This is a genomic window from Roseibium sp. Sym1 (assembly GCF_027359675.1).
GTDB lineage: Bacteria > Pseudomonadota > Alphaproteobacteria > Rhizobiales > Stappiaceae > Roseibium.
The window spans coordinates 485,377-511,857 of record NZ_CP114786.1 but is presented as its reverse complement, the minus strand read 5'-3'; the positions used below and the strand labels follow the sequence as shown (position 1 = coordinate 511,857).

Here is a 26,481-nt window from a genome sequence, read left to right as displayed (position 1 = left end):
ACATCGGAGTCCTGCCGTAGAGTCAGCTCATCCTTACGTGCACGTAAAGTCTTTGTTTTTGCGTGGAAATTGGTTCCATCAACACGTTTCAAGTTTTCTTGATATGTCGGCCGGATCGCGGGTTTTTTGACCCGTTCCGGTTGAAGCGGCTGCGCGCCGACAGGTTTTTTCCCTGTGGAAAAGGCGCAATGAGTGCGGCAAATTGACGTGTCGCAATCCGCGGGGAGGTGGGAATCATTTGCCGGTTTTGTGGGCAGATTTTTCCGGCCCTGGTCAATTTGACGGCATCACCAGGCAAAATTTGCCGCCACCCGGAAGGGGTGGCTCGGTCGGCCTGCCGCCTTGAAATGCAGCAAATGGACAGAAAATCGGCAGTTTTTTTAGTTGACGGCGACGGCAAGGCTGGTCATGATCTGAAGAAATTCTCACTTGGTGAATAATTTTTCGGCGCGTGACTGTCGCACCGGAATGAGGAAGCTCCGCAAGAGGGCAAAACGATGCCGGTGTCAGGATGAACCGACCCGCCGGCAGAGGGGAAGGCAGCGACGCAATATGCACGCGCGCGACGACGACTGGACATCCTACATGGCCATCCGAGCAGCATGGCTGTCCTTTGTGGGCGGCCGCACGCAGGGTGAAATCGCCTCCCAGCTTGGCGTCTCGCCGGCAAAGGTACACCGTCTGATCGCCCATGCCCAGAAATCCGGCTATGTGAAGTTCCAGATCGATGGACGGCCCAGGGAGTGCCTGGAGCTGGAAAAGGAACTCACGCACCATTTCGAACTCACCAACTGCATCATCGCGCCCGACCTTGGCGGCGGTGACGACGACAGTACGCTTCGTGCCGTGGCGGTGTCCGCCTCGCAGTTCCTGTCCGGGCTGCTGGCCGGGTCCGGGGTCTCGAGGCTGGGTGTCGGCATGGGCCGCACGCTGACGGCGGCAGTCGAGTCCCTGCCGAAAATTTCGCGCCCGGATCTGGAAATCATGTCGATCTGCGGCTCGCTGACCAGAACGCTCGCCGCCAACCCTTACGACATCGTCCAGAAGATGCAGGAGCGCACCGGCGGGATTGGCTACTACCTGCCCGTGCCCTATTTCGCCGAAAATCAGGAAGAGAAAGCGATGTTCCTGACCCAGCGCAGCGTCCAGGACCTGATGGCGCGCGCGCGGCAGTCGGAAGCCTTCCTGATCGGTATCGGTTCGGTTGAAAACGAGGGGCACCTGGTCCAGCGGGGCATGATTTCGAAAAAGGAACAGGAAGAGTTGCTGTCGGGCGGCGCCGTCTGTGATTTGATGGGCCGGTTCCTGACGCTGGAAGGTAGTCTGGCACCCGATCCGCTCGGCGATTGCGCCGTCGGACTGCATTTCGATGAAGTGCGCGGGCGCCGCGTGATTGCGCTGGTGGGCGGGGAGAGCAAGGTGGATGCCACGCTTGCGGCCCTGCGCACCGGTGTCATTACCGATCTTGTGACGGATGAGACCCTCGCGAGGGCTTTGAGCGCACGGGTCGGATTGAAGCTGGCACAGTCCGCATGATGCGGCTGCGTCACGAGGGGAAACGGGCCGGTCGGCAAGGCAGGCCCCGCATGTCGGAGGACATCAAGTGAAAAAGTTTCTAACCATTGGCACGGCGCTCGCCGGACTGGCTTTCTCGGTCGCAGGTGCGGCAGCAGCGGACACCAAGCCGGCCGTGCTCTACGATCTCGGTGGCCGTTTCGACAAGTCGTTCAACGAAGCCGCTTACACCGGCGCCGAGAAGTTCAAGGAAGACACCGGCATCGAATACCGCGACTTCGAAATCCAGAACGACAGCCAGCGCGAACAGGCCCTGCGCAACTTCGCCAAGCGCGGCATGAACCCGATCGTGGCGATCGGCTTTTCGCAGGCCAACGCCGTCGAGAAGGTCGCCAAGGAATTCCCGGACACCCAGTTCGCCATTGTCGACATGGTCGTCGACCTGCCGAACGTGCGCTCGATCCTGTTCAAGGAACACGAAGGCTCCTACATCGTCGGCATGCTGGCCGCGATGGCGTCCGAGACCGGCAAGGTCGGTTTTGTCGGCGGCATGGACATTCCGCTGATCCGCAAGTTTGCCTGCGGTTACAAGCAGGGCGTCATGGCCACCAACGCCGACGCCGAGGTCTTCGAGAACATGACCGGCACCACCGGCGCGGCCTGGAACGATCCGGTCAAGGGCGGCGAACTGGCCAAGTCCCAGTTCGACCGTGGCGCGGACGTGGTCTATCACGCGGCCGGCGGCACCGGCATCGGTGTTCTGCAGGCAGCGGCCGACGCCGGCAAGCTCGGCATCGGCGTGGACAGCAACCAGAACGGCCTGCATCCGGGATCCGTGCTGAGCTCCATGCTGAAGCGAGTCGACATTGCCGTCTATTCGGCGTTCGAAGATGCAGAGAACGACACCTGGTCCTCCGGCTTCGAGGTTCTCGGCCTGAAGGAAGGCGGCGTTGACTGGGCGCTCGACGACAACAATGCCGAACTGGTCAGTGACGAGATGAAGGCCAAGGTCGAAGAAGCGACCCAGAAGATCATCTCCGGCGAAATCGTGGTTCATGACTACATGAGCGACGAATCCTGCCCGAACTAAGCAACGTTGAGGACCTCCGCGCCGGGTGCGCGGAGGTCTTTCCATGAATTTTTCGCCAGTCATACCGCGGGGCACGTCATGATCCGCTTCAAGTCATTGCTGTCTGTGGCCGTTTTTGCGACGGCGCTCGGCACCGGAGCCGCTTTGGCGGATCCGGCCATTGTCTATTCCGTCGGCGGCAAGTTCGACGGCTCGTTCAACGAGAGCGCCTACAAGGGCGTGATGCGGTTTCAGGAAGAGACCGGCGGCAAGGTCGGCGAATTCACCCTGGAGCGGGATGCCCAGAGCCTGCAGGCCCTGCGCAACTTCGCGTCACGCGGCAACGCGCCGGTCGTGGCCATCGGCTTCAACCAGGCCAACGCTCTCGGTCAGGCCGCCGCCGACTTTCCGGAGACGGATTTTGCGATCGTCGACATGGTCGTCGACCAGCCCAATGTGCGCTCCTACGTCTTCAAGGAACAGGAAGGCGCCTATATCGGGGGACTGCTGGCGGCCATGGCCTCCAAGACCGGAACGGTCGGTTTCGTCGGGGGCATGGACATTCCGATCATTCACCGGTTCCTGTGCGGCTACAAGCAGGGAGCGCTTGCGGCCAATCCGGACATCGAGGTGCTCTTCAACATGACCGGCGACACGCCGGCAGCCTTCGCCAATCCCGTGCGCGGCGGGGAACTGGCGAGAGGACAGATCCGGCGCGGCGCGGACGTGGTCATCCAGGCCGCCGGAGGCACCGGCATCGGCGTGCTTCAGGCAGCGGCCGACGCCGGCGTGCTCGGCATGGGCACGGACAGCAACCAGAACGGCCTGCATCCGGGCCAGGTGCTGACCTCCATCCGCAAGCGTGTCGACAATGCGGTCTATGACAGTTTCAAATCGGCCGCGGAGGACCGTTTCGAACCGGGCATCCAGGTGCTTGGCCTCGCCGAAGGCGGCATGGACTGGGTTCTGGACGACAACAACAAGGACCTCGTCACCGCGGAGATGAAGGCGGCGGCCGACGCCGCAGTCGCCGGGATCTCCGACGGGAGCATCAAGGTTCATGATGTCGTGACCGAAGGTGCGTGTCCCTATTAGGCGGACCGGCCGAGGACACGACATCGACCAAGGGGCAATAATAATGACAAGCAAGAACGGTCAGGCCTGGGGGAGCGCATGAGCGACACGCCGGCAATTGAACTGCGCGACATCAACAAGCGCTTCGGAGCGGTCCACGCCAACAGGGACATCGACCTTGTGGTGAAGAAAGGCTCCATTCACGGGATCATCGGCGAAAACGGCGCGGGCAAGTCGACCCTGATGTCGATTCTCTACGGCTTTTACCAGGCCGATGAGGGGGACATCCTCGTCAACGGCAACAAGGTGTCGATCCCCGATTCCAAGGCGGCCATCGGCCTGGGCATCGGCATGGTCCACCAGCACTTCATGCTGGTCGACAATTTTTCGGTGCTTGAAAATGTCGTTCTGGGTGCCGAGGACAGCCAGATGCTGTCCGGCGGCCTCGCCCGCGCCCGCACGGAATTGAAGCGCCTGGAAGAGGAATACGAACTGCGCGTCGATCCGGATGCCCTGATCCAGGATCTGCCTGTCGGCCTGCAGCAAAGGGTGGAAATCCTGAAGGCGCTCTACCGCAGCGCCGAGGTGCTCATCCTGGACGAACCCACCGGTGTGCTGACACCCTCGGAAGCCGACCACCTGTTCAAGATCCTGACCGTGCTCAAGAACGAGGGCAAGACGGTTCTCCTGATCACCCACAAGCTGCGCGAAATCATGAAGGCGACCGACACGGTCTCGGTGATGCGCCGCGGCGAGATGGTGGCGACGCGGGAGACCGCGAAGACGTCCATGGAAGAACTTGCGGAGCTGATGGTCGGTCGCAGCGTTCTCCTGCGCGTTGACAAGAAACCGGCTGAACCCAAGGCTCCGGTGATGGAAGTGGACAACCTGACCGTCACCGACAGCCGGGGCGTCCAGGTGGTCAAGGATGTCTCCTTCGATGTGCGGGCCGGTGAGATTGTCGGCATTGCCGGCGTCTCCGGCAATGGACAGTCCGAGCTCCTGGAAACACTGTCCGGTATTCGCCGGGCGACGAAAGGCACGCTCAGGATCAACGGCGAGACCATCGATCTGGGCACCAGCATGCTCGATGCCGCCGACATGCGCGCCAAGAACATGGGCCATGTGCCGGAGGACCGGCACCGCATGGGCCTGATCAACAGCTTTGCCGAATATGAGAACTCCATTCTCGGCTACCATCGCGATCCGGCCTATTCCAGGGGCTGGCTGATGGACCTGGCGGCCATCAAGAAGAACGCTGTCGCAGAGATCGAGAAATACGACATCCGCCCGCCCAGTCCGATGCTGAAGACCGCCAATTTCTCCGGCGGCAACCAGCAGAAGATCGTGCTGGCGCGCGAGATCGAGCGCGACCCGGAAGTCCTGCTGGTCGGTCAGCCCACCCGCGGCGTCGATATCGGCGCCATCGAATTCATTCACCGCCGCATCGTCGAATTGCGCGACCAGGGCAAGGGCATCCTGCTGGTCTCCGTCGAGCTGGATGAAATCCGGGCCCTGTCCGACCGCGTGCTGGTGATGTTCGACGGCAGGATCGTCGGCGAACGCGGCGCCAACGCGGAAGAAGGCGAACTCGGCCTGCTGATGGCGGGCGTTGAAGACAGCAATACCGTTGAGGGAGTGGCCTCATGAGTGCCGGTCAGCTTCCGCGCTGGGTCGATTTCGGTCTGATCCCGTTCGTGAACCTTGTCGCCGCCTTCCTGGTGTCCGGTCTGGTGGTCGTCCTGATCGGCGAGAACCCGCTGGACGCGGTCAGGATCCTGATCTGGGGGTCGGTCGGCTATGCCGAGGGCTTCGGCTTCACGCTGTTTTATGCCACCAACTTCATCTTCACCGGCCTTGCCGTCGCCGTCGCCTTCCATGCCGGGCTGTTCAACATCGGCGGCGAGGGCCAGGCCTATGTCGGCGGTCTCGGCGTCGCCTTTGCCTGCCTGGCGCTCGACCGGTACGTGCCCTGGTACGTGACGCTGCCATTCGCGATTGTCGGGTCCGCCATCGCCGGTGCGGCCTGGGCCTTCATCCCGGCCTGGCTGCAGGCCAAGCGCGGCAGCCACGTGGTGATCACCACCATCATGTTCAACTACATTTCGTTCTCGCTGATGGTGTATCTGCTCGCGAATGTGATGAAGAAACCCGGCTCCATGCAGCCGGAGACGCGCACCTTCGAGGACGGCGGCCGGCTGCCGTTCCTCAACGATCTGTTCCCCTCGCTCGGCTTCGGATATGCGCCGGTCAACCTGTCGCTGTTCGTGGCGCTGGCGGCCTGCGCGCTGGTCTGGCTGCTGATCTGGCGCACGAAACTCGGCTACGAGATCCGTTCCTTCGGCGCCAATGCGACGGCGGCGGTCTATGCGGGGATCTCGCCGGTGCGCACGATCGTGATCACGATGCTGATTTCCGGCGGGCTTGCCGGCATGATGGCGATCAACGAGATCATGGGGTCCCAGCACCGTCTCCTGATCGACTTCGTCACCGGTTACGGCTTCGTCGGCATCGCCGTCGCTCTGATGGGCCGGGCCCATCCGGTGGGCATCATCCTGGCGTCGATCCTGTTCGGCATGCTCTATCAGGGCGGTGCCGAGCTGTCCTTCGAAATGCCGAACATTACGCGGGACATGATCATCGTGATCCAGGGCCTGGTGATCCTGTTCGCCGGCGCGCTTGAGCACATGTTCCGGCCGACCATCGTCCGGTTGTTCACGCCCTCCCGGGCCCTTGCCGCGAAGGAGGCATGATCATGTTTGAAAGCATCATCCTCATTCTCGATTCAACGGTCCGGGTGTCCACGCCGCTGCTGTTTGCCTGCCTTGCCGGGCTCTATTCGGAGCGCTCCGGGGTCGTCGACATCGGACTGGAAGGCAAGATGCTCGGTGCGGCCTTCGGTGCCGGCGCCGTGGCCTACCTGACGGCGAACGCGTGGCTGGGTCTGCTGGCCGGCATCGGGGTTTCCGTGGCGCTCGGTCTCCTGCACGGCTTTGCCTCGATCTCCAACCGGGGCAACCAGATCGTCTCCGGCGTGGCGATCAACTTCCTGGCCGCGGGCCTGACGGCGCTTCTTGGCCAGACCTGGTTCCGGCAGGGCGGCCGCACGCCGTCTCTGCCGGAAGGCGGCCGGTTCCGGGAAATCGTCTGGCCGTTCGCGGAACAGCTGCGCGACGTGCCGGTCATCGGACCGCTCTACAGCGAGCTTCTGTCCGGTCACAATCTGCTGGTCTACGCCGCCTTCCTGGCGGTGCCCCTGACCTGGTGGGTGCTTTTCCGCAGCCGGTTCGGCCTGCGCCTGCGCGCGGTCGGTGAAAATCCGGCCGCCGTCGACACGGCCGGGATATCGGTCACCTGGCTGCGTTACCGCGCCGTCATTGCCTGCGGTGCCTTGTGCGGTTTTGCCGGATCGTATCTGTCCATTGCCGCCGGTTCGGGATTTGGCGTCAACATGACCGCCGGACAGGGCTTCATGGCGCTGGCGGCGCTGATCTTCGCCAAGTGGCGGCCGGTCAATGCCATGTTCGCCTGCCTGTTGTTCGGTTTCCTCGATGCCACCGGTACCCGCATGCAGGGTGTCGCGTTTCCCGTCATCGGCGAATTGCCGCTTCAGGTGTTCCAGGCACTGCCCTATGTTCTCACCGTGATCCTGCTGGCCGGGTTCATCGGCAAGGCGATCCCGCCGAAAGCGGCTGGCGTGCCTTACCTCAAGGAGCGCTCATGAGCGATCTGGACACCCTCTTCGAGGCGGCGCGCACTGTCCGGGAACGGGCTTATGCGCCATATTCCAACTTTCTGGTCGGCGCGGCCCTGCGCGCGCCGGACGGCACGGTCTTCACCGGCTGCAACGTGGAAAACGCGTCCTACCCGGTCAGCGTCTGCGCGGAGGGCGGAGCGGTCAGCGCCATGATCGCCGCCGGCTACCGGCAGATTGCCGAGGCGGTCGTGGTTGGCGATGCGGCCCTGTGCACGCCCTGCGGTGTCTGCCGCCAGCGGCTCAAGGAATTCGGCACGGAGGACCTGATCGTCCATGTCGCGGACCTGAACGGCATCAAGCGCAGCTTTTCCATGGACGAGCTGCTGCCTGCCGCCTTTGAACTCGAACACAAGAAGGACTGACCCTCGATGAGTGGTTACGGCCGTGAATGCGCTGAAATCGTCCGTGCAGCCCGTCAGGGCTCGTACAAGATCGGCATGATCCTCGGGTCGGGCCTCGGCGCGCTTGCCGAGGAAGTCGAGGACGCGGTCCGCATTCCCTATTCGCACCTGACCGAGTTTCCGGTCTCCACGGTCACTTCCCATTCGAGCGAACTGGTTGCCGGTACGCTGTCGGGCGTTCCGGTCGTGATCCTGTCGGGGCGCGCGCATTACTACGAAAGCGGTGATCCGGCCGTCATGCGCACGCCTGTCGAAACGCTGAAGGAACTCGGCTGCGAGATCCTTCTGGCCACCAATGCCGCCGGTTCGCTGCGCGAGGAAGTGGCTCCGGGCTCGCCGATGCTGATCTCGGATCATATCAACTGGTCCGGCAAGAATCCCCTGATCGGCGAGGAGGACGAAAAGCGGTTCCTCGACATGAGCGCGGCCTATGATCCGGATCTGCGGGCTGCCATGAAGAAGGTCGCCGGGGAAACCGGTGACCCGCTCGCGGAAGGCGTCTACATGTGGTTTTCCGGTCCGTCCTTCGAGACCCCGGCCGAAATCCGCATGGCCAAGCTGCTCGGCGCCGACGCGGTCGGCATGTCGACGGTTCCGGAAGTGATCATGGCCAGGTTTCTTGGCCTCAGGGTGGCGGCCATGTCGATCATCACCAACTATGGTGCCGGCATGCAGACCCACGCGCTCAGTCACGACGAAACCAAATCCGTGGCTCTCCAGGGCATGGAACGCATGAAGGAGCTGGTGCGGGCATTTGTGAAGGAGATCGGCGAATGACCGACATGATCGAGATTGCGATACGTGCCCTCGGGCTGGTCGACCTGACCAATCTGAACGACGACTGCACCGCCGAGGACATCACCCGTCTGACCGGCCGCACGGTGACCGACCATGGGGCTGTCGCGGCGGTGTGTGTCTGGCCGCGCTTTGTCGCCCAGGCGGCGAAGGAGCTGACCGGCACCGGTGTCAAGGTGGCCACCGTGGTCAACTTTCCGGCCGGCGGCGAGGACACGGAGGCGGTGGTCGCCGAAACGAAACAGGCCCTTGCCGACGGTGCGGACGAGATCGATCTGGTGATGCCCTACAAGGCCTTCCGGGACGGACGAAAAGGCTTCGCCGAGGAACAGATCATACGCGTCAAGGCAGCCATTCCGGAACCGGGCATCCTGAAGGTCATCCTGGAAACCGGCGAGATCAAGGACCCGCTGCTGATCCATGCGGCCTCCAACATTGCGATTTCAGCGGGAGCCGATTTCATCAAGACCTCGACCGGCAAGGTTCCCGTCAATGCAACGCTCGAGGCAGCCGAGATCATGCTGACCGCGATCGAGGAGGCCCGGCGCGAGAACGGCGAACGGGTCATCGGTTTCAAGCCGGCCGGAGGCATCAAGACCGTCGAGGACGCCGCCGCCTATCTTGCGCTTGCCGACAAGATCATGGGGCAGAACTGGGTGTCGGCGCACACGTTCCGCTTCGGTGCGAGCGGCCTGCTGGATTCGCTGATCGCCACGATTGAAGGTCAGGAAATCGTGGACCATTCCCATCACGGTTACTGAGACGGCTTCAAGAAGGACAACAAATGCTGCCGCAGGAAATCATCAGAAAGAAACGCGACGGGGGAATTCTCGACGCGGAGGAAATCGCTTTCTTCGTCAAGGGCCTTGCCGACGGCTCGGTTACCGAGGGTCAGGTCGCAGCGCTGGCCATGGCGGTTTTCTTCAAGGGCCTGACAGTCAATGAACGGGTCGCCCTGACACTGGCCATGCGCGACAGTGGCGACGTCCTGGACTGGTCCGGCATCGACGCGCCGATCCTCGACAAGCACTCGACCGGCGGCGTCGGTGACAATGTATCCCTGATGCTGGCACCGGCCCTGGCCGCGTGCGGAGCGGCCGTGCCGATGATTTCAGGCCGCGGCCTTGGCCACACGGGCGGAACGCTCGACAAGTTCGACAGCATTCCGGGTTACCAGACCCAGCCGGACAATATCCTGTTCAAGAAGGTGGTTCGGGAGATCGGCTGCGCCGTCATCGGCCAGACCGGCAATCTCGCACCGGCCGACAAGCGTTTCTACGCCATTCGCGATGTGACCGGCACGGTCGAGAGCATCGACCTCATCACCGCCTCGATCCTGTCGAAGAAGCTGGCGGCCGGTCTCCAGGGTCTTGTGCTCGATGTCAAATGGGGAACCGGCGCCTTCATGGGCACGCTGGACGACGCCCGCGCCCTTGCCGAAAGCCTCGTCCTGGTTGCCAACGGGGCCGGGCTGAAAACCACGGCCCTGCTGACGGACATGAACGAACCGCTGGCGTCCGCGGCCGGCAATGCGGTCGAGATGCAGAACGCGGTCGATTTCCTGAAAGGAACGGCCATCGACAACCGGCTCTGGGACGTTACGGTTGCCCAGGGCGGGGAGTTGCTTGCCTCCGGCGGCCTTGCACCGACCGCGGATGCCGGCATGGACATGATGCGCGAGGCATTCCAGAGCGGCAAGGCGGCGGAAAAATTCGCGCAGATGGTCCATGCCCTTGGTGGTCCTGCCGACTTCATGGACAAGAGCGAGCTCTACCTTTCCAAGGCACCCGTCGAGGCACCGGTCTATGCCGAGCAAGACGGTGTCGTGACCGGGATCGACGCCCGCGCGGTCGGTGTCGCCGTGGTGGCTCTCGGCGGTGGCCGCCGGACGGCCGCGGATGTGATCGACCCGTCCGTCGGCTTCACTGACCTTGCCGGTGTCGGCAATTCGGTGGACGCGGACGCGCCGCTGGCCATTGTTCACGCCAGGACCGAAGCCGATGCCGAGGACGCAGCGATTGCCGTGCGCAAGGCCTACACCGTGGGCGCGGCCGCGGACGTTCAGGACCGGCCGAGCGTGGTCGACCGGATCGCGCCGTAACACAAGAACAAACGCCGGGCATGAATGAACCCGGTGCCCCTCCGGTTCGGGCGGAACCGGCAATGACACATGAGGAGATGCCCATGTCTCGCGCAATTCTGTGCGTATTGGACAGTTTCGGCATTGGCGGCGCCGCGGATGCGGCCGATTTCGGCGACGCCGGGTCCGACACGCTTGGCCACATCGCCGAGCGCTGTGCGGCCGGGGACGGCGACAGGGAAGGGCTGCGCAGCGGCCCCTTGAGCGTTCCCAACATGGACCGGCTCGGCCTTGGTGCCGCCGGCAGGCTGTCGACGGGCAAGGACGTGCCGGGTCTCGATTTCACTGGTGAGCCGGGGGGCCTCTGGGGCTATGCGGCCGAGGTCTCCAACGGCAAGGACACGCCGTCCGGCCACTGGGAGATCACCGGCGTGCCGGTCCGCTTCGACTGGGGCTATTTTCCGGAAACCGTTCCGACCTTCCCGGAAGAGCTGATCGCCAGGATCAGCGAAAAGGCGGGTCTGACCGGCATTCTCGGCAACAAGCATGCCTCCGGAACGGTGATCATCGCCGAACTCGGCGAGGAACATGTGCGGACCGGCCAGCCGATCTTCTACACCTCGGCGGACTCGGTCATCCAGATCGCGGCGCATGAAGAGCATTTCGGCCTCGAGAAGCTCTATGAGCTGTGCGAGATCACCCGCGGCCTTGCCGATCCCTACAATATCGGCCGTGTCATCGCGCGCCCCTTTGTCGGCGAGACCGCCGAGACCTTCGAGCGCACCGCCAACCGGCGCGACTATTCCGTTCTGCCGCCGGAACCGACCCTGCTGGACCGGCTGACCGAGGCCGGCCGCACGGTCTATGGCATCGGCAAGATCTCCGACATCTTCGCGCACCAGGGCGTCGCCAAGGTGCTGAAAGGGGCCGGAAACGACCAGTTGTTCGACAAGACCCTGGAAGCCATGGACCAGGCGGAAGACGGCGACCTGATCTTTGCCAATTTCATCGATTTCGACAGCCTTTACGGGCACCGCCGCGACGTTCCGGGCTATGCCGCCGCGCTGGAGCATTTCGACCGGCGCCTGCCGGAAATGATCGGGAGGATGCGCGACGGCGACCTGCTCATCCTGACGGCGGATCACGGCTGCGATCCGACCTGGAAAGGCACCGATCACACCCGTGAACATGTGCCGGTGATCGCGACCGGCCCCGGTATCGCGGGGCGCGGTGTCGGGGGGCGCAAGACCTATGCCGATATTGGTGAGAGCGTTGCCGACCATCTTGGCATCGCGGTCGGTCCCAACGGCACCAGTTTCCTGTAACCTGCCGCCTGAGAACCGAACAGCGAACCGAATCGACAACCGAGGATCCGCCCGACATGAGCGATGCCATTCAGGTCCCGAAGGCAGAACTCCATTGCCACATAGAGGGCGCCGCGCCGCCGACGCTGGTGAGCCGCCTGGCGGCCAGTCACGGTCTCGACGTCTCCGGCGTCCTGGATGGCAACGGCAAATATGTCTGGCACGATTTCACCAGCTTCCTGAAGGCCTATGACGTTGCCAGCGCGGTGTTCAAGACACCTGGAGACTATGCGCTTCTCGCGGAAACCTATTTCCGCATGCTGGCGGCCGAAGGGGCGATCTACGGGGAAATCTTCATCTCGCCCGATCACGCCCAGGCGGCCGGCCTGTCCTACGCGTCCTATGTCGAGGGGCTGGCGGCCGGCATCGAGCGTGCCAAGGCCGGCACCGCCATCGAAGGCCGCATGATCGCCATCGGCGTGCGCCATTTCGGCTCGGCGTCGGTGGAGCGGGTGGTCAAGGAAGTCATCGGCAGTCCGCACCCGCTGGTGACCGGTTTCGGTCTCGCCGGGGACGAACGCTCCGGCCACCCGGCCAATTTCGCCAAGGCCTTCCGCATGGCCGCGGAAGCCGGTCTGGGCACCACCGCCCATGCCGGCGAGTTCGGCGGGCCGGACAGCGTTGTCGCCGCGCTGGAGTTCCTGCGGGTCAAGCGGCTCGGCCACGGCGTGCGCGCCATCGAGGACAAGGATCTGGTCAAGCGGCTCGCCGACGAGGAGATCGTTCTGGAAGTCTGCCCGGGGTCGAACATCGCCCTCGGCGTCTATACCCATCTGCGCTTCCACCCGGTCAACATGCTGCGCAAGGAGGGCGTGAAGATCACGCTCAACTCCGACGACCCGCCCTTCTTCGGCACGACGCTCGGCAAGGAATATTCTTCGGTGGCCGAGACTTTCGACTGGAGTTTCGACGACCAGATGGCCGTCACCCGCACCGCCATCGAGGCCGCCTTCTGCGACGATGCCACCCGCAACCGGCTGCTGGTGAGGCTGGACAGCGCGAAGCAGGGGCCTGAGGGATAGGGCACCGCCTCTCAAAGCAAAAAGAGCGTCATCTTGAGGAGGGCCGCAAGGTCCGTCTCGAAGGATCGGCCACTTGTTCTGGATTTGTGGCCGCTCCTTCGAGACGCCGCTGGCACGGCTCCTCAGGATGACACGGTACTTGCAGGCTCTTTCCGAATGAACAGAGGCTTCCTCAAATATCTCCGCCGGTCTCGTCGACTTCCGAGCGCGGGTCGAGGACGACGGTTTCCGGCGTCGTGATCTGCGCGGTGGAGACGACCGGGACGAAGTCGGTCTTGTCTTCCGCCTTGACCGCGGCGCGCTTGTTCATGCGCCAGATGGCGAAGCCGAGCATGGTCAGATGCGCGGCGGCGGTCACCTGGAACAGGGCGCCGGGATAGGTGAAGGTCATCAGGCCGGAGGCCAGCAGCGGACCGAGCATGGTGCCGGTTCCGAAAATCAGCAGCAAACCGCCGCTGATGCTCAGGAAATCGCCCGGTTCGGCATGGTCGCTCGCATGGGCGACGATCACCGGATACATGGAGTAGACCACACCGCCGAACGCTGCGATCAGCAAAATGGTGATCGTGGTGTCGACGCCGCCGAAGACCGACAGGCTCGAGCCGAGCGACATGGCCGAGACGGCAAGACCGATCAGCACCAGGCGCCGGTCAAGCCGGTCCGACAGGAGACCCACCGGGACCTGCACCAGCGCGCCGGCCAGCAGTGCCAGGCTCATCATGATGGCGATGTCCGGCACTTCCAGTCCGATGCGGCGGCCATAGACGGCGCCGAGCGAGCCGAAGGTGCCGTTGGAAATGCCGACCATGAACACGGCGACGACCGCTATGGGGGAGTTCTTCCACAAGGCCTTTGGATTAAGTCTTGCCTGGGTCAGCGGCTGCGGTGAGGCGGCGGTCGAGAGTGCCGTCGGCAGCAGTGACATGGAATAGATGATCGAGCCGAGCACGAAGAAGAAGAAGCCGCTCGGGTCGCCAAGGGTCAGCAGCATCTGGCCGCAGGTGGTCGCTCCCAGGTTGATCATCGTGTAGATGCCGAAGATGCGCCCGCGGGTCTCAGTTGTCGAGCGTTCGTTGAGCCAGCTCTCCACGATCATTGCCGCCCCGGAAAAACAGAAGCCGGTCAGGGCTCGGAGGAAGATCCAGGCAATGGCATCCATGAACAGGAGGTTCAGGAGAACGGTGATACCGGCAAGCGAGGCCAGCGCGCCGAAGGTGCGTACATGGCCGACCCGTTTCACGATCAGCGGCACGCCGAGACAGCCGCCCATGTAGCCGAGCGCCCAGCCGGCGCCGAGCAGGCCGAGGGAGGCATCGGAAAAACCTTGCGCCAGTCCGGCCAACGGCAGAAGCAGGCCATGCAGACCACCGGCGAGGAGCAGCAGGCCCGAACCGATGAGGAGAGCGGCAATGGAGACAACGGCAGACATGGTCATTCCGGGGGAGGGAGACGGGACGATTCAATTCGGGCCGATCATGGCCAATGACGAACCGGTTTGACAAGGTTAAGCTGCGCACTGATACACCCCGAATATTCAAGGCAGCAGACTTCAAACATGAACGACATCAATCCGGCTCTGGCCCTGTTTCAACCCGATGAAATCCGGCGCAAGGCGCACATGATGCTGGGGCTCGCCGCCGAGGGCAGGCTGGATCATGCGGGTGTGGATCTGGACAGGCTTGACACGGCGGTTGCCACGGTGCTGGAGACGACGAAGGAGAACTACCCGGACTTCCAGATACCGCCTTACGGTGTGTGGCGCGGTTTCGAGGCCGGCGGCATCGACCGCTGGCAGGCTATGGCGAGCGCTCGGGGCTTCGAAACCGCAGAGGAAATGCTGGCGGCTGCGGCGGATCTGGCCATTGTCGGCATCGCCATGACGACGATGCATCCCGTCGGTTGGAGCTACGAGGACCGGATGACCGAAACCGTTGTCACCGGGACGCAGGCGTCGGCGCTGGCGGCCTTCCACATGTTCGCGTCCGGATCGTTCTCCTCGCAGATGACCGATCCCTACCGGGTCGATGCCGAGGCCCTGGTCCGGATGGATCTGGTCGAACTCGCCGCCGGGCTGCAATGGGACGACGTCGACGATGCGGATTACCTGAAAGCCATGCAGCGGCATCTGAAACGCCTCGGCGAAGCGCTTGCGCTGCGGCCGGATCTTTTCGGCGAAGGCGAGACGACGCGCCCCGGCCTGTTGGCGGTGAAGCTGGCCAGGCAAAGCGATGCGGCCATCGACGCGGGCCAGCTGCTGGACCGGATCCTGGAAGCCCTAGCTCCCGTCTGGGAAGGCGGGGCCACGTCGGGAGACATCTGGCTCGGCGACAGCTTCGTGCATTCCGCCCTGCCCGGCAACGACATCCACGCCATCATTCCGTTTCACCTTGCCGCGCAGCAGATGGTCTATTCCCTCGTCGAGCCGTTTGCCTGGGCCGGGTTCGAGGTTGCCGGCCTCGACAGGCTGACCGCGCCCGCTGACCTGGCGCATGCCGCCCTGTTCGTTCACAGCGGTGTGCTGACGATCCGCGAGAATGGCGACACTCTCTCGCCCGAAGCCGTTCGGGACCGCATGATCGAGATCCGGGCGCTCACGCTCGCGCTGACCGACAGGCTGGCAGAACGATTGGCGAGCGGCCTTGGCATGACGCTGGACCAGGTGCCCTTCACATGCATCCTGGAGGGCGGTACCAGCCGGGCCGGTATCCGCCTTCTGGAACAGGCACCGGAAAACATTCGAAATCTGGGTAAAATCCTCAATCCGGGGGCTGTTTTTTGGTTGCCGTTCGGGGCATAGCTCCTGAACGATGGAATTCTGAAACCGGTCCGCGCCCGTGGGCCCATAATCCAAGAGAGGCAGATATGTCCGGAGCCAATGTCATCAGCCACCCGCTGGTCCAGCACAAACTGAGCATCATGCGCGACAAGGGGACCTCCACCCAGGGGTTCCGGCGCCTCCTGCGGGAAATCTCCACGCTGCTCTGCTACGAGGTCACCCGGGACCTGCCGCTCGTCCGCCAGACCATCGAGACGCCGCTTGCCGAAATGCAGGCCCCGACGCTGGCGGGCAAGAAGCTGGTGTTCGCGTCCGTGCTGCGTGCCGGCAACGGCCTTCTGGAAGGCATGCTGGATCTGGTGCCCTCGGCACGCGTTGCACATGTGGGTCTTTACCGCGATCCGGAAACGCTGCAGCCGGTGGAATACTACTTCAAGGCCCCGGAAGACCTGAACGAGCGTCTGGTGATCGTTGTCGATCCGATGCTGGCAACCGCCAATTCGGCGATCGCGGCGGTCCAGAAGCTCAAGGATTGCGGTGCCAACAACCTCCGTTTCCTGTGCCTGCTTGCGGCACCGGAAGGGGTAGCCAAGTTCAACGAGGCACACCCGGACGTGCCGATCTACACCGCCTCCATCGATGAGAAGCTCAACGAAAAGGGTTATATCGTTCCCGGTCTCGGCGATGCCGGCGACCGCATGTACGGCACCAAGTGATCTGAACTGCCTGAAGCCCGCCACCTGGCGGGCTTTCTCATTGAGCCAGCTTTCAGGCAGGTAATCCCGTTTGCAACAACAACACTCTTCGTCAGCCTGAGGAGGACCGTCAGGTCCGACTCGAAGGATGGGCGGCAAACTCGAGAGCAAGTGGCTGATCCTTCGGGACAGCGCATGCGCGCTTGCTCGGGAATAGGTTCAGGGGTGTGGCAGGGTATCGCCGGATTTCATGTGGCGACTTGTCGGAAAATTCGGTCTAACCTTTCCGAAAAAGGGAGGCGCCATGATCACGGTTTTCGGTTCCATCAATCTGGATCTGGTTGTCGCATTGCCGCGTCTGCCGACCGCGGGAGAAACCGTCAGCGGCCGCGACCACCAGACCTTTCCCGGCGGAAAGGGGGCCAACCAGGCACTGGCGGCGCGGCGCGCGGGAGCCGATGTCAGGATGATCGGCGCGGTCGGCCAGGACAGTTTCGCCGAGTTGGCACTGCAGTCCCTGCGCGAAGCCGGTGTCGACCTCTCAGGTGTCCGTGCCGTGAACGGCTCGACGGGGCTGGCCTTCATCGGGATCGATCCGTCGGGGGAAAACCAGATCATTGTCGCCAGCGGCACCAACCAGCGGGTCGAGGCGGCCTGGCTGGACGGCTGTTTCGCACCCGGCGATACGCTGATGGTGCAGGGAGAATTGCCGCTGCAGCAGGTCGCCAGCGCGGCATTGCTTGCAAGAGAGGCCGGTGCGTCCGTGTTCTGGAACCCGGCACCTGTTCCGGAAGGCGACCTTCAGGCCTGTCTCGATATGACCGGCACCGTCGTGGTCAACACCAGTGAAGCGGCAATGATCGCGGGCCGTCTCGGCATCGCCGGCGATCCGGAAACCTTTGTCGATCGGTTCGTGACGCCTCAGCGCTCCGTCATCGTCACCCTTGGTGCCGACGGCGTGCTCGCGCGCAGCGGGAAGGCGAGGTACCGGTTCGGCTCTCCCGAGATTGTCGCGGTAGACACAACCGGTGCCGGAGATGCCTTCTGCGGCGCGGTTGCTGCCGCCCTTGACCGGGATACGTCCTTTGAACGGGCATTGAAGGAAGGTGTGGCCGCCGGTGCGCTGGCCTGTACCGTAACCGGGGCCCAATCCAGCGCGCCTCTCAGAAGCGACATTGTCCGCCTGGCCGACCAGATTACCTGAAGGTTGTACCGACCGGTTTTAAAGGTTGCTAACGAAACCGTGCTATCCCGAACCGTCCCCGCAACCCCAAGGGTCGGCATGTTACGGTTTGCCATCATCTTTCTGCTCTGCCTGGCCGTCGCGCCGCTGGTCCCCGCGCTGGTGGAGAAACGTCTTGGTGCGCCGGCCGGAGGCCCGGAGGCGGAGGAACCCGAGGGTGGGGAACGGCTTTACCGGATTTCGCGGAACAGGCAGGGGCACTTCGTTGCGGACGCCTATCTGAACGGGCGCGCGATCGACATGCTGGTCGACACCGGTGCCACGACCACGGTTCTTCCGGAATCCGTGGCCGAAGACATCGGCATCTTCACGACTCCTTCCGACTTCAAATACTCCATCCGAACGGCCAACGGCACGGTCCACGGCGCAAGAGCCGTCATCGACAGCCTCCGCCTCGGCAACATCCGCCTGCGAAACATCGACGCCCTTGTGTTGAAAGATCAGAGCCTGGGCGAGCCGCTTCTCGGCATGTCCGTTCTCAACCGGCTGCAACGGTTTGACATGTCGGGCGGCACACTAGTACTGGTTCAGTGATCCGGCCTTCCGTCTCCGCGGTTCGACCCGAAATCCTTATTCCTTCGGCATTGAGAGGCATTGATGTTTCCCAAACCCCTTCCGAGTTTGACGCCCAATACGCTTGAGTACGAAACCTTGCCCATGGTCAAGCCGACAGGCTTCCGGGAATACGATGCCCGCTGGCTGTTCGAGAAGGAAATCAACCTGATGGGCATGCAGGCGCTCGGCATGGGCATCGGCACGCTGATCCATGAACGCGGCGTGCGCCCCGACATTGTCGTCGGCCACGATTTCCGCGGCTATTCCTCGACCATCAAGATGGCCGTGGTCAACGGATTGATGGCCGCCGGCGTCAACGTGCACGACATTGGCCTCGCCCTGTCGCCCATGGCCTATTTCGCCCAGTTCGCCCTGGACGTTCCCGCCGTCGCGATGATCACCGCCTCCCACAATGATAACGGCTGGACCGGCGTCAAGATGGGCATCGACCGGCCATTGACCTTCGGCCCGGACGAGATGGGCCGGCTGAAGGAGATCGTTCTTGAGGCCGCCTTCGACCTGAAAGGAGGAGGCAGCTATCGCTTCGTCGACGGGTTCGCGGACGTCTATTTCAAGGACCTGACCGACCGGCCGAAGCTGAAGCGGCCGATCAAGGTGGTCGCGGCCTGCGGCAACGGCACGGCCGGAGCCTTCGCGCCGAAGATTCTGGAGGCGCTCGGCGCCGACGTCGTCCCGCTCGACGCGGAACTCGACCACACCTTCCCGCGCTACAACCCGAACCCCGAAGACATGAAGATGCTGCATGCGCTGCGGGACAAGGTCCTGGAAGTGGGCGCGGATGTCGGTCTCGGCTTCGACGGCGACGGCGACCGTTGCGGTGTCGTCGACAATGAGGGCGAGGAGATCTTCGCCGACAAGGTCGGCGTCATGCTGGCGCGGGACATCTCCGCGCTGCATCCCGGCAGCCAGTTTGTCGTCGACGTGAAGTCGACCGGCCTCTTCAACACCGATCCGGTGCTCAAGGCCAACGGGGCAAAGACCGATTACTTCAAGACCGGCCACTCCTATATCAAGCGCCGGGTGACCGACCTCGATGCCATTGTCGGCTTCGAGAAGTCCGGCCACTATTTCTTCAACAAACCGATCGGCCGCGGTTATGACGACGGCCTTGTCTCCGCGATCGCGATCCTGGACATGATGGACCGCAACCCGGACAAGACCATGGCCGATCTGCGCCGGGACCTGCCCAAGACCTGGGGCTCGCCGACCATGGCGCCCAAATGCGCCGACGAGATCAAGTACGACGTTGTCGACCGGGTGGTCGCCCGCTTCCAGGAGATGAAGGCAAACGGCGAGACGGTCGCCGGCCAGGCGATCACCGACCTCATTACGGTCAATGGTGTCCGCGTTGTCAGCGAAGACGGCACCTGGGGCCTGGTGCGGGCCTCGTCGAACAAGCCGGAACTGGTCGTCGTCGTGGAAAGCCCGGTTTCGGAACAGCGGTTGCACGACATGTTCAAGGCGGTCGACGGGGTTTTGCGTGAAAACCCGGAAGTGGGCGACTATAACCAGACCCTGTGACCCGCAGTTGAAGCCCTTGCGGGCGGCGGATGGGTCTGCCGCCCGACATATCCTGCCCTGGCACGGCATGGTGCCCACCCGGAGAAATTGATGATCAAGGATTTTGGTGTCTTGGCCGATGGCACGGCCATTCAGGAAATCACCTTAAGAAAAGGGAGCCTGGAAGCATCCGTCCTGACCCTGGGCGCCATCATTCGCGACCTCAAGGTGAATGGCCAGTCCGTTGTTCTGGGGTTTGACGACCTGCAGAGCTACCTGGACCATTCGCCCTATTTCGGCGTCGTGGCGGGGCGCTGCGCCAACAGGATCGCGGGTGGCCGGATGACCATCGAAGGGCAGGACTACCAGCTCGATCTCAATGAAAACGGCCGGCACCACCTGCATGGCGGCTCGGAAGGCTTTTCCCGGCGTGTCTGGAGCATTGAGCAAAGCGACAAGGCCAGCGTCCTCCTGAAACTCGTGTCCGAGGACGGCGACATGGGCTATCCCGGGCGCGTGGAAAGCCTGCTGCGCTATACCCTGACCGGGACAGGCGCCCTGCGGCTGAAAATGACGGCGACCACGGACCGGACCACACCGGTCAACCTGACACAGCACAGCTATTTCAATCTTGACGGCAGCGCGTCCATTCTGGACCACACGCTGGAAATTGCCGCCGGCGCGTATCTGCCCGTGGACGGGGACCTGATCCCGACGGGCGAAATCCGCAAGGTCGCCTGGACGCCATATGATTTCCAGGAAGGCCGCAAGCTCAGGCGCAAGCCCGGCGAGGAGGACGTGATCTACGATCACAATTTCTGCCTCGGCGACGCGCCGCGAGACCAGGTGCAATTCGCCGCCGCTCTTGAAGATGCCGCCGGAGACCGGCGCATGGAGGTCTGGACCACGGAACCCGGGCTGCAGCTCTACGATGCCGCGGGGGTGAATGTCCCCGTCCCCGGTCTGGACGGCAGGCACTATGGAGCGCATGCCGGGCTTTGCCTTGAGGCGCAGCGCTGGCCGGACAGTGTCAATCAGGACGGTTTCACGAGTGTTTTGTTACGGCCCTCAGAGACTTATAGTCACGTAACGGAATTCCGTTTTTCCTGATTTGGGGTACATTGGGCACGAATGGCATGGGTTGGCTGTGTGACGACAAGGGGACCGGGGGCAGCTTGTGAAGACTGTTTTTTCAGACATCCAGCTCGCGCATGCGCCGGCTCAGGAAATTTCCGACGGTGAGCTGAAGCCCGCCGTCGAGATCCCGAGCCGGGCCGAAATCGTGCTCAAGACCATCCGCGACAGGGGTGTCGGCGACGTCGTTGCTCCGCAGGACTTCCCGGCAAGGCCTCTGCAACGTGTTCATTCGCCGGACTATGTGTCGTTTCTGGAAGGGTTCTGGGATCTGTGGACGGCGGCGGGCCGCACCGGGGAAGCCTTTCCTTTCGTCTGGCCAATCAGGAGCCTGCGCCAGGATGTCCAGGTCAATCACATAGACGGACTGCTGGGCCGCTATTCGATGGACGCCGGGACACCGCTGGGCGAGCATACCTACAGGGCCGCGCGGGCATCGGCCGATACCGCGCTGACCGCGGCCAAGATGGTCCTCGACGGCGCGCCCTCGGTCTTTTCCCTGTGCCGTCCGCCAGGTCACCACGCCGGGTTCGATTTTTTCGGCGGCTACTGCTTCTTCAACAACGCCGCGGTCGCCGCGCAGTACCTGCGGGACTACGGCCTGCACCGCGTCGCCATTCTGGATGTCGACTACCACCACGGCAACGGCACCCAGGCCCTGTTTTACGACCGGCCGGATGTCCTGTTCCTGTCCCTTCATGCCGACCCGAAGGATGAATATCCCTACTTCCTCGGCTATTCGGACGAAACGGGAGAACATGCCGGGACCGGGTTCACCCGCAACTGGCCGCTGCCGCTGGGCACCGACTGGGAAAGCTATTCGCTGGCACTCGAGGAAGCCTGCCGCTGGCTTCTGGTCTACAAGCCCGAGGCGATGATCGTCTCCCTCGGCCTGGATTGCTACGAGAACGATCCGATTTCCGGCTTCCGGTTCAAGAGCGAGGACTTCCTGCGTCTCGGCCAGAGACTGAAGAAGGTCGGTGTTCCAACCATCTTCCTGATGGAAGGTGGCTATGCGGTCGACGCGCTTGGCACGAATTGCGTCAACGTCCTGGAAGGCTTTGAAGGCTAACGGCGCGGATAGGTCCGTGGCGGGCCCATGGCAGGCGCCTGCCTCCGGTCCGGTTCAGGCGGGCAGGCCCAGCTCGGCGAGTTGCCGCCTCAGGCCTTCGGCATCCCTGAAGTGATGTGCCGTCATGCCGAGACGCCCTGCGGTGGCGACATTCTGTTCGCTGTCATCGATGAACAGGCAGGTGGCCGGATCAAGACCGTTGCGTTCAAACAGGATCTCGTAGATCCGGGGGTCGGGCTTGGCCAGCTGTTCATCCCCCGAAACGACAATATCCAGAAAGCTGGTCTTGAGAAACGGAAACCGGGCTTGGGCTTCGCCGAATTTCTCGCCTGAGAAATTGGTGATGGCGTAGAGCGGTATGCCGGCCTCCTTGAGGGTGGCAAGCAGGTCGGGTGTCTCCGGAATCTCGCCCGGAACCATGTCGTGCCAGCGTGTGTAATAGGCCTCGATCAGCTCGGACTTGTCGGGATGTTGCGCCTGCAGCATCGCGACAGCCTCCGGCCAGGGACGGCCGAGATCCTGCTGCAGGTTCCATTCAGCCGTACACACGGTTTCCAGAAATGTTTTTCGTGCTGTTTCTTCAGGGATCAGTCGGGCAAAGAGATACTCGGGATTCCAATCGATCAGGACATTTCCTATATCGAAGACCACGGTCGTGATAGGCTTGCGCATGCGGGCGGTCCGGTTATTTGAAAAGGCAGCCAAAGGGCAGGAAGTTATTTTGCGAGTATCATCAGAAGGTTATGTCGGTATTGTGGCGCTCGTGAAGATATGGGCCCTGACCGCGCTGACGATTCTCATGGCGGCAGGGTTATCCCGCGCAATTGCGCAGGACAACGCCGCGTCGCCGGAAAGGCTGCGTCTCGGTGTGGTTGTCGCCGCCGATGAAGGTACCCGTGACCGGGTGGAACCGTTCCGGCTTGCTTTGGAGGAAATCGCCGACCTGCCGGTCGATCTGTTCCTGCTGGACACCATGGGCGACGCGGTCGAGGCTCTTGCCGATGGACGGATCGATTATGCCAGGCTGTCGCCCTCGGCCTATGCGGCCGTGCACCAGCTGTGTACCTGCGTCGAGCCGATGGTGACCGCGGGACCGGATGACTTCCCGGCACGGTTCTATGCCATACTGGTGGCCAGGCGAGGGGAAGAAAAGCAGACGCTTGCAGATCTGAAAGGCACGCGCCTGGCGGTTGGCGGCACCCACGCCGTGGCCGGTTACCGTGTGCCCCTGGCCAACCTGGCCGCGGACGGGATCAATGCAAGGTCCCATTTCAGCACACTGGTGGAGGTCGAGGATCCGGTCGAAGGCTTGCGCGCCGTACTGGACGGGCGTGTGAACGCCTCCCTTGCCTGGTCGACGCTCGCGGGGGAAGCCAAGAACGGCTACACGGCAGGCACGCTCAACGACTTCTATGTGTCCGGGGCGCGGGGGCTCGATGACCTCGAGATCGTCTGGCGATCGCCGCCGATCCCCTATTCCGCGCACACCTTGCGCAAGGACCTGCCGGACCCGCTGAAGCGGCGTTTGAGGGCGGGACTGATGGACCTGCGCCGGGAAGCCCCCGACGCGTATCTGGCGATCGAACCGGACCTGCCCGGTGGCTTCGAGCCGGTGGTGCATGCCGATTATCGGCCGGTCCTGCGCACATACGAGGACGAGTTCGCTGCACTTCTGGATCCTGCCGGGCAATGACACGACCGTTTCACGCGGGTGCGGTCACATCGTCCAGCAGGGCCTCCGTGTGACGCCTGATCGTTTCCTCCTCGTTTGTCGGAATGACCAGGACCCTGACACTTGACGCTTCGGCGGAAATGTCCTCCCGGTGATCGAGGTTGCGGGCCGGGTCGATCGAGAGCCCCAGCCAGTCCTGTCCGGCACAGATCTTCTCGCGGATCGGCGCCGCGTTTTCTCCGATGCCACCGGTGAACACCACAGTGTCCAGGCCGCCGAGCACGGCCGCCATTGCGCCGATTTCCCGCCGGATTCGAAACACGAAATAGTCGATCGCTTCCGCTGCGCGCGGATCGTCGCTTTCCGTCAGGGTGCGCATGTCCTGGCTGATGCCGGACAGGCCCTTCAGGCCGGAATTCTTGTAGAGCAGGTCGGAGACCTCGTCCGCGGACAGGCCCTTGGTGGTCAGGAGGTACAGCACCACACCCGGATCCAGCTGGCCGCATCGGGTCCCCATCGGCAGGCCGTCCAGGGCGGTGAACCCCATCGTGGAGCCGATGCTCTGGCCGTCCCGGATCGCGCACATGGAGGCGCCGTTGCCCAGATGGGCGACGATCACCCGTCCTGAAAAGGTCTCCGGCCGCGTTTCCTTCAGGTAGCGGCAGATATATTCGTAGGACAGGCCATGAAATCCGTAACGGCGCACGCCCTCGTCATAGAGCGGACGTGGCAGCGCGAAGGTATCGTTCACCCAGGGATGGTTGCGGTGAAAGGCGGTATCGAAGCAGGCTGTCTGCTGGGCCCGTGGAAAGGCCGCGCGGGCCGCCTCGATACCGGCCAGGTTATGGGGCTGATGCAGGGGTGCCAGCGGCTCCAGCGCGCGCAGTTCCGTCATCACGTCAGCGGTAATCCTGAGCGGAGCGGCGTGGGTTACCCCGCCATGGACGACGCGGTGGCCGACCGCGTCCACGCTGCGCCCGCCCAGCTCGCTTTCCAGGACCGGCAGCAGGGCCGCCAGCGCCGTCCCGTGTGTCTTGCCTTCGGCCCCGGTCAGCGGCCGGTCGATCTCGGTGCCGGAGGCCCTTGATGTGAGCCTGATGTGCGGCGTTGCTCCCAGTCCCGAGATCTGGCCTTTCAGCAGATCGCGGGTTCCGGTGTAAAGCGTGAACTTGATCGAGGAGGAGCCTGAATTCAGGACCAGGATCACCCGTTCCATGGTCAGTCTTCCTCGCGATCGAAGATGCCGGCCGGAGCCCCCTTGGATTGCCAGTGCATGTAAAGCAGCGCCAGCGCGCAGGAGGCCAGCCGCGCGCGGCCGTCGTCGGCGCGGCTGGTCAGCATGACCGGTACCTTGGCGCCGAGGACAAGACCTGCGGCCTCCGCATGCGCGATGAAGGTCAGTTCCTTGGCCAGCATGTTGCCGGATTCCAGGTTGGGGACGATCAGCACCTCGGCATGACCGGCCACCAGCGACGTGATGCCCTTTGTGCGGGCTGCCTGCACGTCAATGGCATTGTCCATTGCCAGCGGCCCGTCGACGACCGCGCCGGTGATCTGGCCGCGTTCCGCCATCTTGGAAAGGATCGCGGCGTCGAGGCTTGAAGGAATGGCCGGGTTGACCGTCTCGATTGCTGACAAGACGCCGACCCGGGGTGTTTCCAGACCAAGAGACCGGGCGGCGTCGATGGCATTCTGGGTGATATCGACCTTGGTGTTGAGGTCCGGCGAGATGTTGATCGCCGCGTCGGAAATCAGAACAGGTGTCTTGCGGCCCGGAATGTCCATGACGAAGACGTGGCTGATCCGTCGTTTGGTCCTGAGGCCGCCGTCGCGCTTGACCACATGATGCAGCAGGTGGTCCGTGTGGAGATGGCCCTTCATGACCGCCTTCGCCCGGCCTTCGTGGACCATCGCGACCGCCCGGCCGGCTGCCTCCAGTTCGTCCTCGATGTCGATCAGTTCATAGGCGCCGATGTCTTCATTCAGCTCCCTGGCGGCGGCTTCGATTCGCTCCCTCGCACCGATCAGCACCGGGTCGATCAAACCTTCGCGGGCAGCCATCAGCGCGCCCTCCAGGGAGTTCGGGTCGTCTGGCGCGGCCACGGCGGTCGGCAGGGCGGGCAGCGTCTTGGCCAGCTCGATCATCCGGTTGAAGTGCCGGTGGCGCTGGACGAGCAGCGCGGGAATGTTGCTGGAATCGAATTCAATGGTCTCGGTGGGGGCCTTGACTTCGGCCACGCCTTCAACCAGCCGGACGCCGTCCGCGCGGGTCACGCTCATGTCGAACAGGATGATGTTGTCGGGTTTCTTTTCGGTGGCGGTTACCCTGACATGGAGCTTGTCTCCGACGGCGGCGGCGCCGAGGAACCGGAAGGACTGCGCCTTGTAGACCGTTCCGGGCCCGGGAAGAATGTTGCCGAGCACCGCGGAAGCCAGTCCGCCCACCCACATGGCCGGGGCCACCGGCTTGTCGATGTGGCCGTCACCGGTCCAGTCCGTGTCCGGCAGGTGGATCGGATTGTGGTTGCCGGATGCATGGGCAAAGACCAGAAGGTCGTTGGAGGAACACTCCCGGACGATCTCCGCGCTGTCGCCCACCTTGATCTGGTCGTAAGTCCTGTTCGTCGCCATCGGCCGGTAATCCCATTTTGAAAAGCATATTGCGGCGCAGCATTCTAAGGCAGATTACCTTTGGAATGCGACGGTAAAAATACGGGACTAAGAGTATCGTTCGGA

General features: G+C 63.3%; 24 protein-coding genes. 20 read left to right on the top strand and 4 right to left on the bottom strand.

Annotated features, from left to right (window positions below; genetic code table 11):
* Positions 1 to 552: 552 nt before the first annotated feature.
* The 12 genes from O6760_RS02355 to O6760_RS02300 all read left to right on the top strand — a co-directional run bounded on the left by O6760_RS02355 (position 553) and on the right by O6760_RS02300 (position 13,077).
* Positions 553 to 1,536, top strand: coding sequence for a sugar-binding transcriptional regulator (locus O6760_RS02355; RefSeq protein WP_269583885.1), 984 nt, complete (start codon positions 553 to 555; stop codon positions 1,534 to 1,536).
* 67 nt (positions 1,537 to 1,603) lie between these two features.
* Entirely contained in the window at positions 1,604 to 2,605 is a 1,002-nt protein-coding gene (locus O6760_RS02350) for a BMP family lipoprotein (protein ID WP_269583884.1), read from the top strand.
* 78 nt (positions 2,606 to 2,683) lie between these two features.
* The gene (locus O6760_RS02345) at positions 2,684 to 3,679 is read left to right on the top strand and encodes a BMP family lipoprotein (protein WP_269583883.1); all 996 of its coding nucleotides are present in this window, start codon (positions 2,684 to 2,686) and stop codon (positions 3,677 to 3,679) included.
* A 78-nt stretch (positions 3,680 to 3,757) separates the two neighbouring features.
* Positions 3,758 to 5,308, top strand: a complete 1,551-nt coding sequence (locus O6760_RS02340) for an ABC transporter ATP-binding protein (RefSeq protein WP_269583882.1) — start codon at positions 3,758 to 3,760, stop codon at positions 5,306 to 5,308.
* Positions 5,305 to 6,411 carry an ABC transporter permease gene (locus O6760_RS02335; protein WP_269583881.1) on the top strand — a complete coding sequence of 369 codons (1,107 nt, stop codon included), beginning with the start codon at positions 5,305 to 5,307 and terminating at the stop codon, positions 6,409 to 6,411. Before O6760_RS02340 ends, O6760_RS02335 begins: the two co-directional genes overlap by 4 nt.
* Complete coding sequence (locus O6760_RS02330; protein WP_442969845.1) at positions 6,408 to 7,382, top strand: ABC transporter permease; 975 nt, start codon at positions 6,408 to 6,410, stop codon at positions 7,380 to 7,382. The genes O6760_RS02335 and O6760_RS02330 overlap by 4 nt, the downstream gene beginning before the upstream one ends.
* Positions 7,379 to 7,777 (top strand): cytidine deaminase, encoded by a 399-nt coding sequence (locus O6760_RS02325; protein WP_269583879.1) that lies wholly within the window; start codon positions 7,379 to 7,381, stop codon positions 7,775 to 7,777. The genes O6760_RS02330 and O6760_RS02325 overlap by 4 nt, the downstream gene beginning before the upstream one ends.
* 6 nt (positions 7,778 to 7,783) lie before the next feature.
* Positions 7,784 to 8,593: a purine-nucleoside phosphorylase gene (locus O6760_RS02320; protein WP_269583878.1), complete on the top strand. Its 810-nt coding sequence runs from the start codon at positions 7,784 to 7,786 to the stop codon at positions 8,591 to 8,593.
* Complete coding sequence (gene deoC, locus O6760_RS02315) at positions 8,590 to 9,372, top strand: deoxyribose-phosphate aldolase (RefSeq protein ID WP_269583877.1); 783 nt, start codon at positions 8,590 to 8,592, stop codon at positions 9,370 to 9,372. Before O6760_RS02320 ends, deoC begins: the two co-directional genes overlap by 4 nt.
* A gap of 23 nt (positions 9,373 to 9,395) precedes the next feature.
* Positions 9,396 to 10,712: a thymidine phosphorylase gene (gene deoA, locus O6760_RS02310; RefSeq protein ID WP_269583876.1), complete on the top strand. Its 1,317-nt coding sequence runs from the start codon at positions 9,396 to 9,398 to the stop codon at positions 10,710 to 10,712.
* A gap of 83 nt (positions 10,713 to 10,795) precedes the next feature.
* Positions 10,796 to 12,016: a phosphopentomutase gene (locus O6760_RS02305; protein WP_269583875.1), complete on the top strand. Its 1,221-nt coding sequence runs from the start codon at positions 10,796 to 10,798 to the stop codon at positions 12,014 to 12,016.
* A gap of 56 nt (positions 12,017 to 12,072) precedes the next feature.
* Entirely contained in the window at positions 12,073 to 13,077 is a 1,005-nt protein-coding gene (locus O6760_RS02300; RefSeq protein WP_269583874.1) for an adenosine deaminase, read from the top strand.
* Between the two features lie 172 nt (positions 13,078 to 13,249).
* On the opposite strand, the gene O6760_RS02295 is transcribed toward O6760_RS02300, so the two are convergent.
* Positions 13,250 to 14,506 (bottom strand): MFS transporter, encoded by a 1,257-nt coding sequence (locus O6760_RS02295; protein WP_269583873.1) that lies wholly within the window; start codon positions 14,504 to 14,506, stop codon positions 13,250 to 13,252.
* A 126-nt stretch (positions 14,507 to 14,632) separates the two neighbouring features.
* Between O6760_RS02295 and O6760_RS02290 the strand changes: the two genes are divergently transcribed.
* The 7 genes from O6760_RS02290 (at position 14,633) to O6760_RS02260 (ending at position 22,073) form a co-directional block, all read left to right on the top strand.
* Positions 14,633 to 15,874 (top strand): DUF1688 family protein, encoded by a 1,242-nt coding sequence (locus O6760_RS02290; protein ID WP_269583872.1) that lies wholly within the window; start codon positions 14,633 to 14,635, stop codon positions 15,872 to 15,874.
* 65 nt (positions 15,875 to 15,939) lie between these two features.
* A complete protein-coding gene (upp, locus tag O6760_RS02285) occupies positions 15,940 to 16,569 on the top strand; it encodes a uracil phosphoribosyltransferase (RefSeq protein ID WP_269583871.1) in 630 nt (209 codons plus the stop codon).
* A 283-nt stretch (positions 16,570 to 16,852) separates the two neighbouring features.
* A complete protein-coding gene (locus tag O6760_RS02280; protein WP_269583870.1) occupies positions 16,853 to 17,752 on the top strand; it encodes a ribokinase in 900 nt (299 codons plus the stop codon).
* Between the two features lie 78 nt (positions 17,753 to 17,830).
* Complete coding sequence (locus tag O6760_RS02275; RefSeq protein WP_269583869.1) at positions 17,831 to 18,325, top strand: retropepsin-like aspartic protease family protein; 495 nt, start codon at positions 17,831 to 17,833, stop codon at positions 18,323 to 18,325.
* Between the two features lie 63 nt (positions 18,326 to 18,388).
* Complete coding sequence (locus tag O6760_RS02270; protein ID WP_269583868.1) at positions 18,389 to 19,888, top strand: phosphomannomutase/phosphoglucomutase; 1,500 nt, start codon at positions 18,389 to 18,391, stop codon at positions 19,886 to 19,888.
* Positions 19,889 to 19,978: 90 nt separating this feature from the next.
* Positions 19,979 to 20,977, top strand: a complete 999-nt coding sequence (locus tag O6760_RS02265; RefSeq protein ID WP_269583867.1) for an aldose epimerase family protein — start codon at positions 19,979 to 19,981, stop codon at positions 20,975 to 20,977.
* A gap of 67 nt (positions 20,978 to 21,044) precedes the next feature.
* Complete coding sequence (locus O6760_RS02260; RefSeq protein WP_269583866.1) at positions 21,045 to 22,073, top strand: histone deacetylase family protein; 1,029 nt, start codon at positions 21,045 to 21,047, stop codon at positions 22,071 to 22,073.
* A gap of 54 nt (positions 22,074 to 22,127) precedes the next feature.
* Here O6760_RS02260 and O6760_RS02255 read toward each other — a convergent pair whose 3' ends face one another.
* Positions 22,128 to 22,745 carry an HAD family hydrolase gene (locus O6760_RS02255; RefSeq protein WP_269583865.1) on the bottom strand — a complete coding sequence of 206 codons (618 nt, stop codon included), beginning with the start codon at positions 22,743 to 22,745 and terminating at the stop codon, positions 22,128 to 22,130.
* Between the two features lie 49 nt (positions 22,746 to 22,794).
* On the opposite strand from O6760_RS02255, the gene O6760_RS02250 reads away from it, so the two are divergent.
* Complete coding sequence (locus tag O6760_RS02250) at positions 22,795 to 23,766, top strand: PhnD/SsuA/transferrin family substrate-binding protein (protein ID WP_269583864.1); 972 nt, start codon at positions 22,795 to 22,797, stop codon at positions 23,764 to 23,766.
* Positions 23,767 to 23,776: 10 nt separating this feature from the next.
* On the opposite strand, the gene O6760_RS02245 is transcribed toward O6760_RS02250, so the two are convergent.
* Together O6760_RS02245 and O6760_RS02240 are read right to left on the bottom strand one after the other, a co-directional pair.
* On the bottom strand, positions 23,777 to 24,961 hold the full coding sequence (locus O6760_RS02245; protein ID WP_269583863.1) for an acetate/propionate family kinase: 1,185 nt from the start codon (positions 24,959 to 24,961) through the stop codon (positions 23,777 to 23,779).
* A gap of 2 nt (positions 24,962 to 24,963) precedes the next feature.
* Positions 24,964 to 26,376, bottom strand: coding sequence for a bifunctional enoyl-CoA hydratase/phosphate acetyltransferase (locus O6760_RS02240; protein ID WP_269583862.1), 1,413 nt, complete (start codon positions 26,374 to 26,376; stop codon positions 24,964 to 24,966).
* Positions 26,377 to 26,481 lie beyond the last annotated feature (105 nt).

What these genes read in the sequence shown, in the direction of transcription:
- deoC (WP_269583877.1), top strand. Translation starts at nt 8,590, where the DNA reads ATGACCGACATGATCGAGATTGCGATACGTGCCCTCGGGCTGGTCGAC.
- O6760_RS02330 (WP_442969845.1), top strand. Translation starts at nt 6,408, where the DNA reads ATGATCATGTTTGAAAGCATCATCCTCATTCTCGATTCAACGGTCCGG.
- O6760_RS02305 (WP_269583875.1), top strand. Translation starts at nt 10,796, where the DNA reads ATGTCTCGCGCAATTCTGTGCGTATTGGACAGTTTCGGCATTGGCGGC.
- O6760_RS02300 (WP_269583874.1), top strand. Translation starts at nt 12,073, where the DNA reads ATGAGCGATGCCATTCAGGTCCCGAAGGCAGAACTCCATTGCCACATA.
- O6760_RS02335 (WP_269583881.1), top strand. Translation starts at nt 5,305, where the DNA reads ATGAGTGCCGGTCAGCTTCCGCGCTGGGTCGATTTCGGTCTGATCCCG.
- O6760_RS02345 (WP_269583883.1), top strand. Translation starts at nt 2,684, where the DNA reads ATGATCCGCTTCAAGTCATTGCTGTCTGTGGCCGTTTTTGCGACGGCG.
- O6760_RS02255 (WP_269583865.1), bottom strand. Translation starts at nt 22,745, where the DNA reads ATGCGCAAGCCTATCACGACCGTGGTCTTCGATATAGGAAATGTCCTG.
- O6760_RS02290 (WP_269583872.1), top strand. Translation starts at nt 14,633, where the DNA reads ATGAACGACATCAATCCGGCTCTGGCCCTGTTTCAACCCGATGAAATC.
- O6760_RS02355 (WP_269583885.1), top strand. Translation starts at nt 553, where the DNA reads ATGCACGCGCGCGACGACGACTGGACATCCTACATGGCCATCCGAGCA.
- O6760_RS02240 (WP_269583862.1), bottom strand. Translation starts at nt 26,376, where the DNA reads ATGGCGACGAACAGGACTTACGACCAGATCAAGGTGGGCGACAGCGCG.
- O6760_RS02340 (WP_269583882.1), top strand. Translation starts at nt 3,758, where the DNA reads ATGAGCGACACGCCGGCAATTGAACTGCGCGACATCAACAAGCGCTTC.
- O6760_RS02275 (WP_269583869.1), top strand. Translation starts at nt 17,831, where the DNA reads ATGTTACGGTTTGCCATCATCTTTCTGCTCTGCCTGGCCGTCGCGCCG.
- O6760_RS02325 (WP_269583879.1), top strand. Translation starts at nt 7,379, where the DNA reads ATGAGCGATCTGGACACCCTCTTCGAGGCGGCGCGCACTGTCCGGGAA.
- O6760_RS02280 (WP_269583870.1), top strand. Translation starts at nt 16,853, where the DNA reads ATGATCACGGTTTTCGGTTCCATCAATCTGGATCTGGTTGTCGCATTG.
- upp (WP_269583871.1), top strand. Translation starts at nt 15,940, where the DNA reads ATGTCCGGAGCCAATGTCATCAGCCACCCGCTGGTCCAGCACAAACTG.
- deoA (WP_269583876.1), top strand. Translation starts at nt 9,396, where the DNA reads ATGCTGCCGCAGGAAATCATCAGAAAGAAACGCGACGGGGGAATTCTC.
- O6760_RS02270 (WP_269583868.1), top strand. Translation starts at nt 18,389, where the DNA reads ATGTTTCCCAAACCCCTTCCGAGTTTGACGCCCAATACGCTTGAGTAC.
- O6760_RS02295 (WP_269583873.1), bottom strand. Translation starts at nt 14,506, where the DNA reads ATGTCTGCCGTTGTCTCCATTGCCGCTCTCCTCATCGGTTCGGGCCTG.
- O6760_RS02320 (WP_269583878.1), top strand. Translation starts at nt 7,784, where the DNA reads ATGAGTGGTTACGGCCGTGAATGCGCTGAAATCGTCCGTGCAGCCCGT.
- O6760_RS02245 (WP_269583863.1), bottom strand. Translation starts at nt 24,961, where the DNA reads ATGGAACGGGTGATCCTGGTCCTGAATTCAGGCTCCTCCTCGATCAAG.
- O6760_RS02265 (WP_269583867.1), top strand. Translation starts at nt 19,979, where the DNA reads ATGATCAAGGATTTTGGTGTCTTGGCCGATGGCACGGCCATTCAGGAA.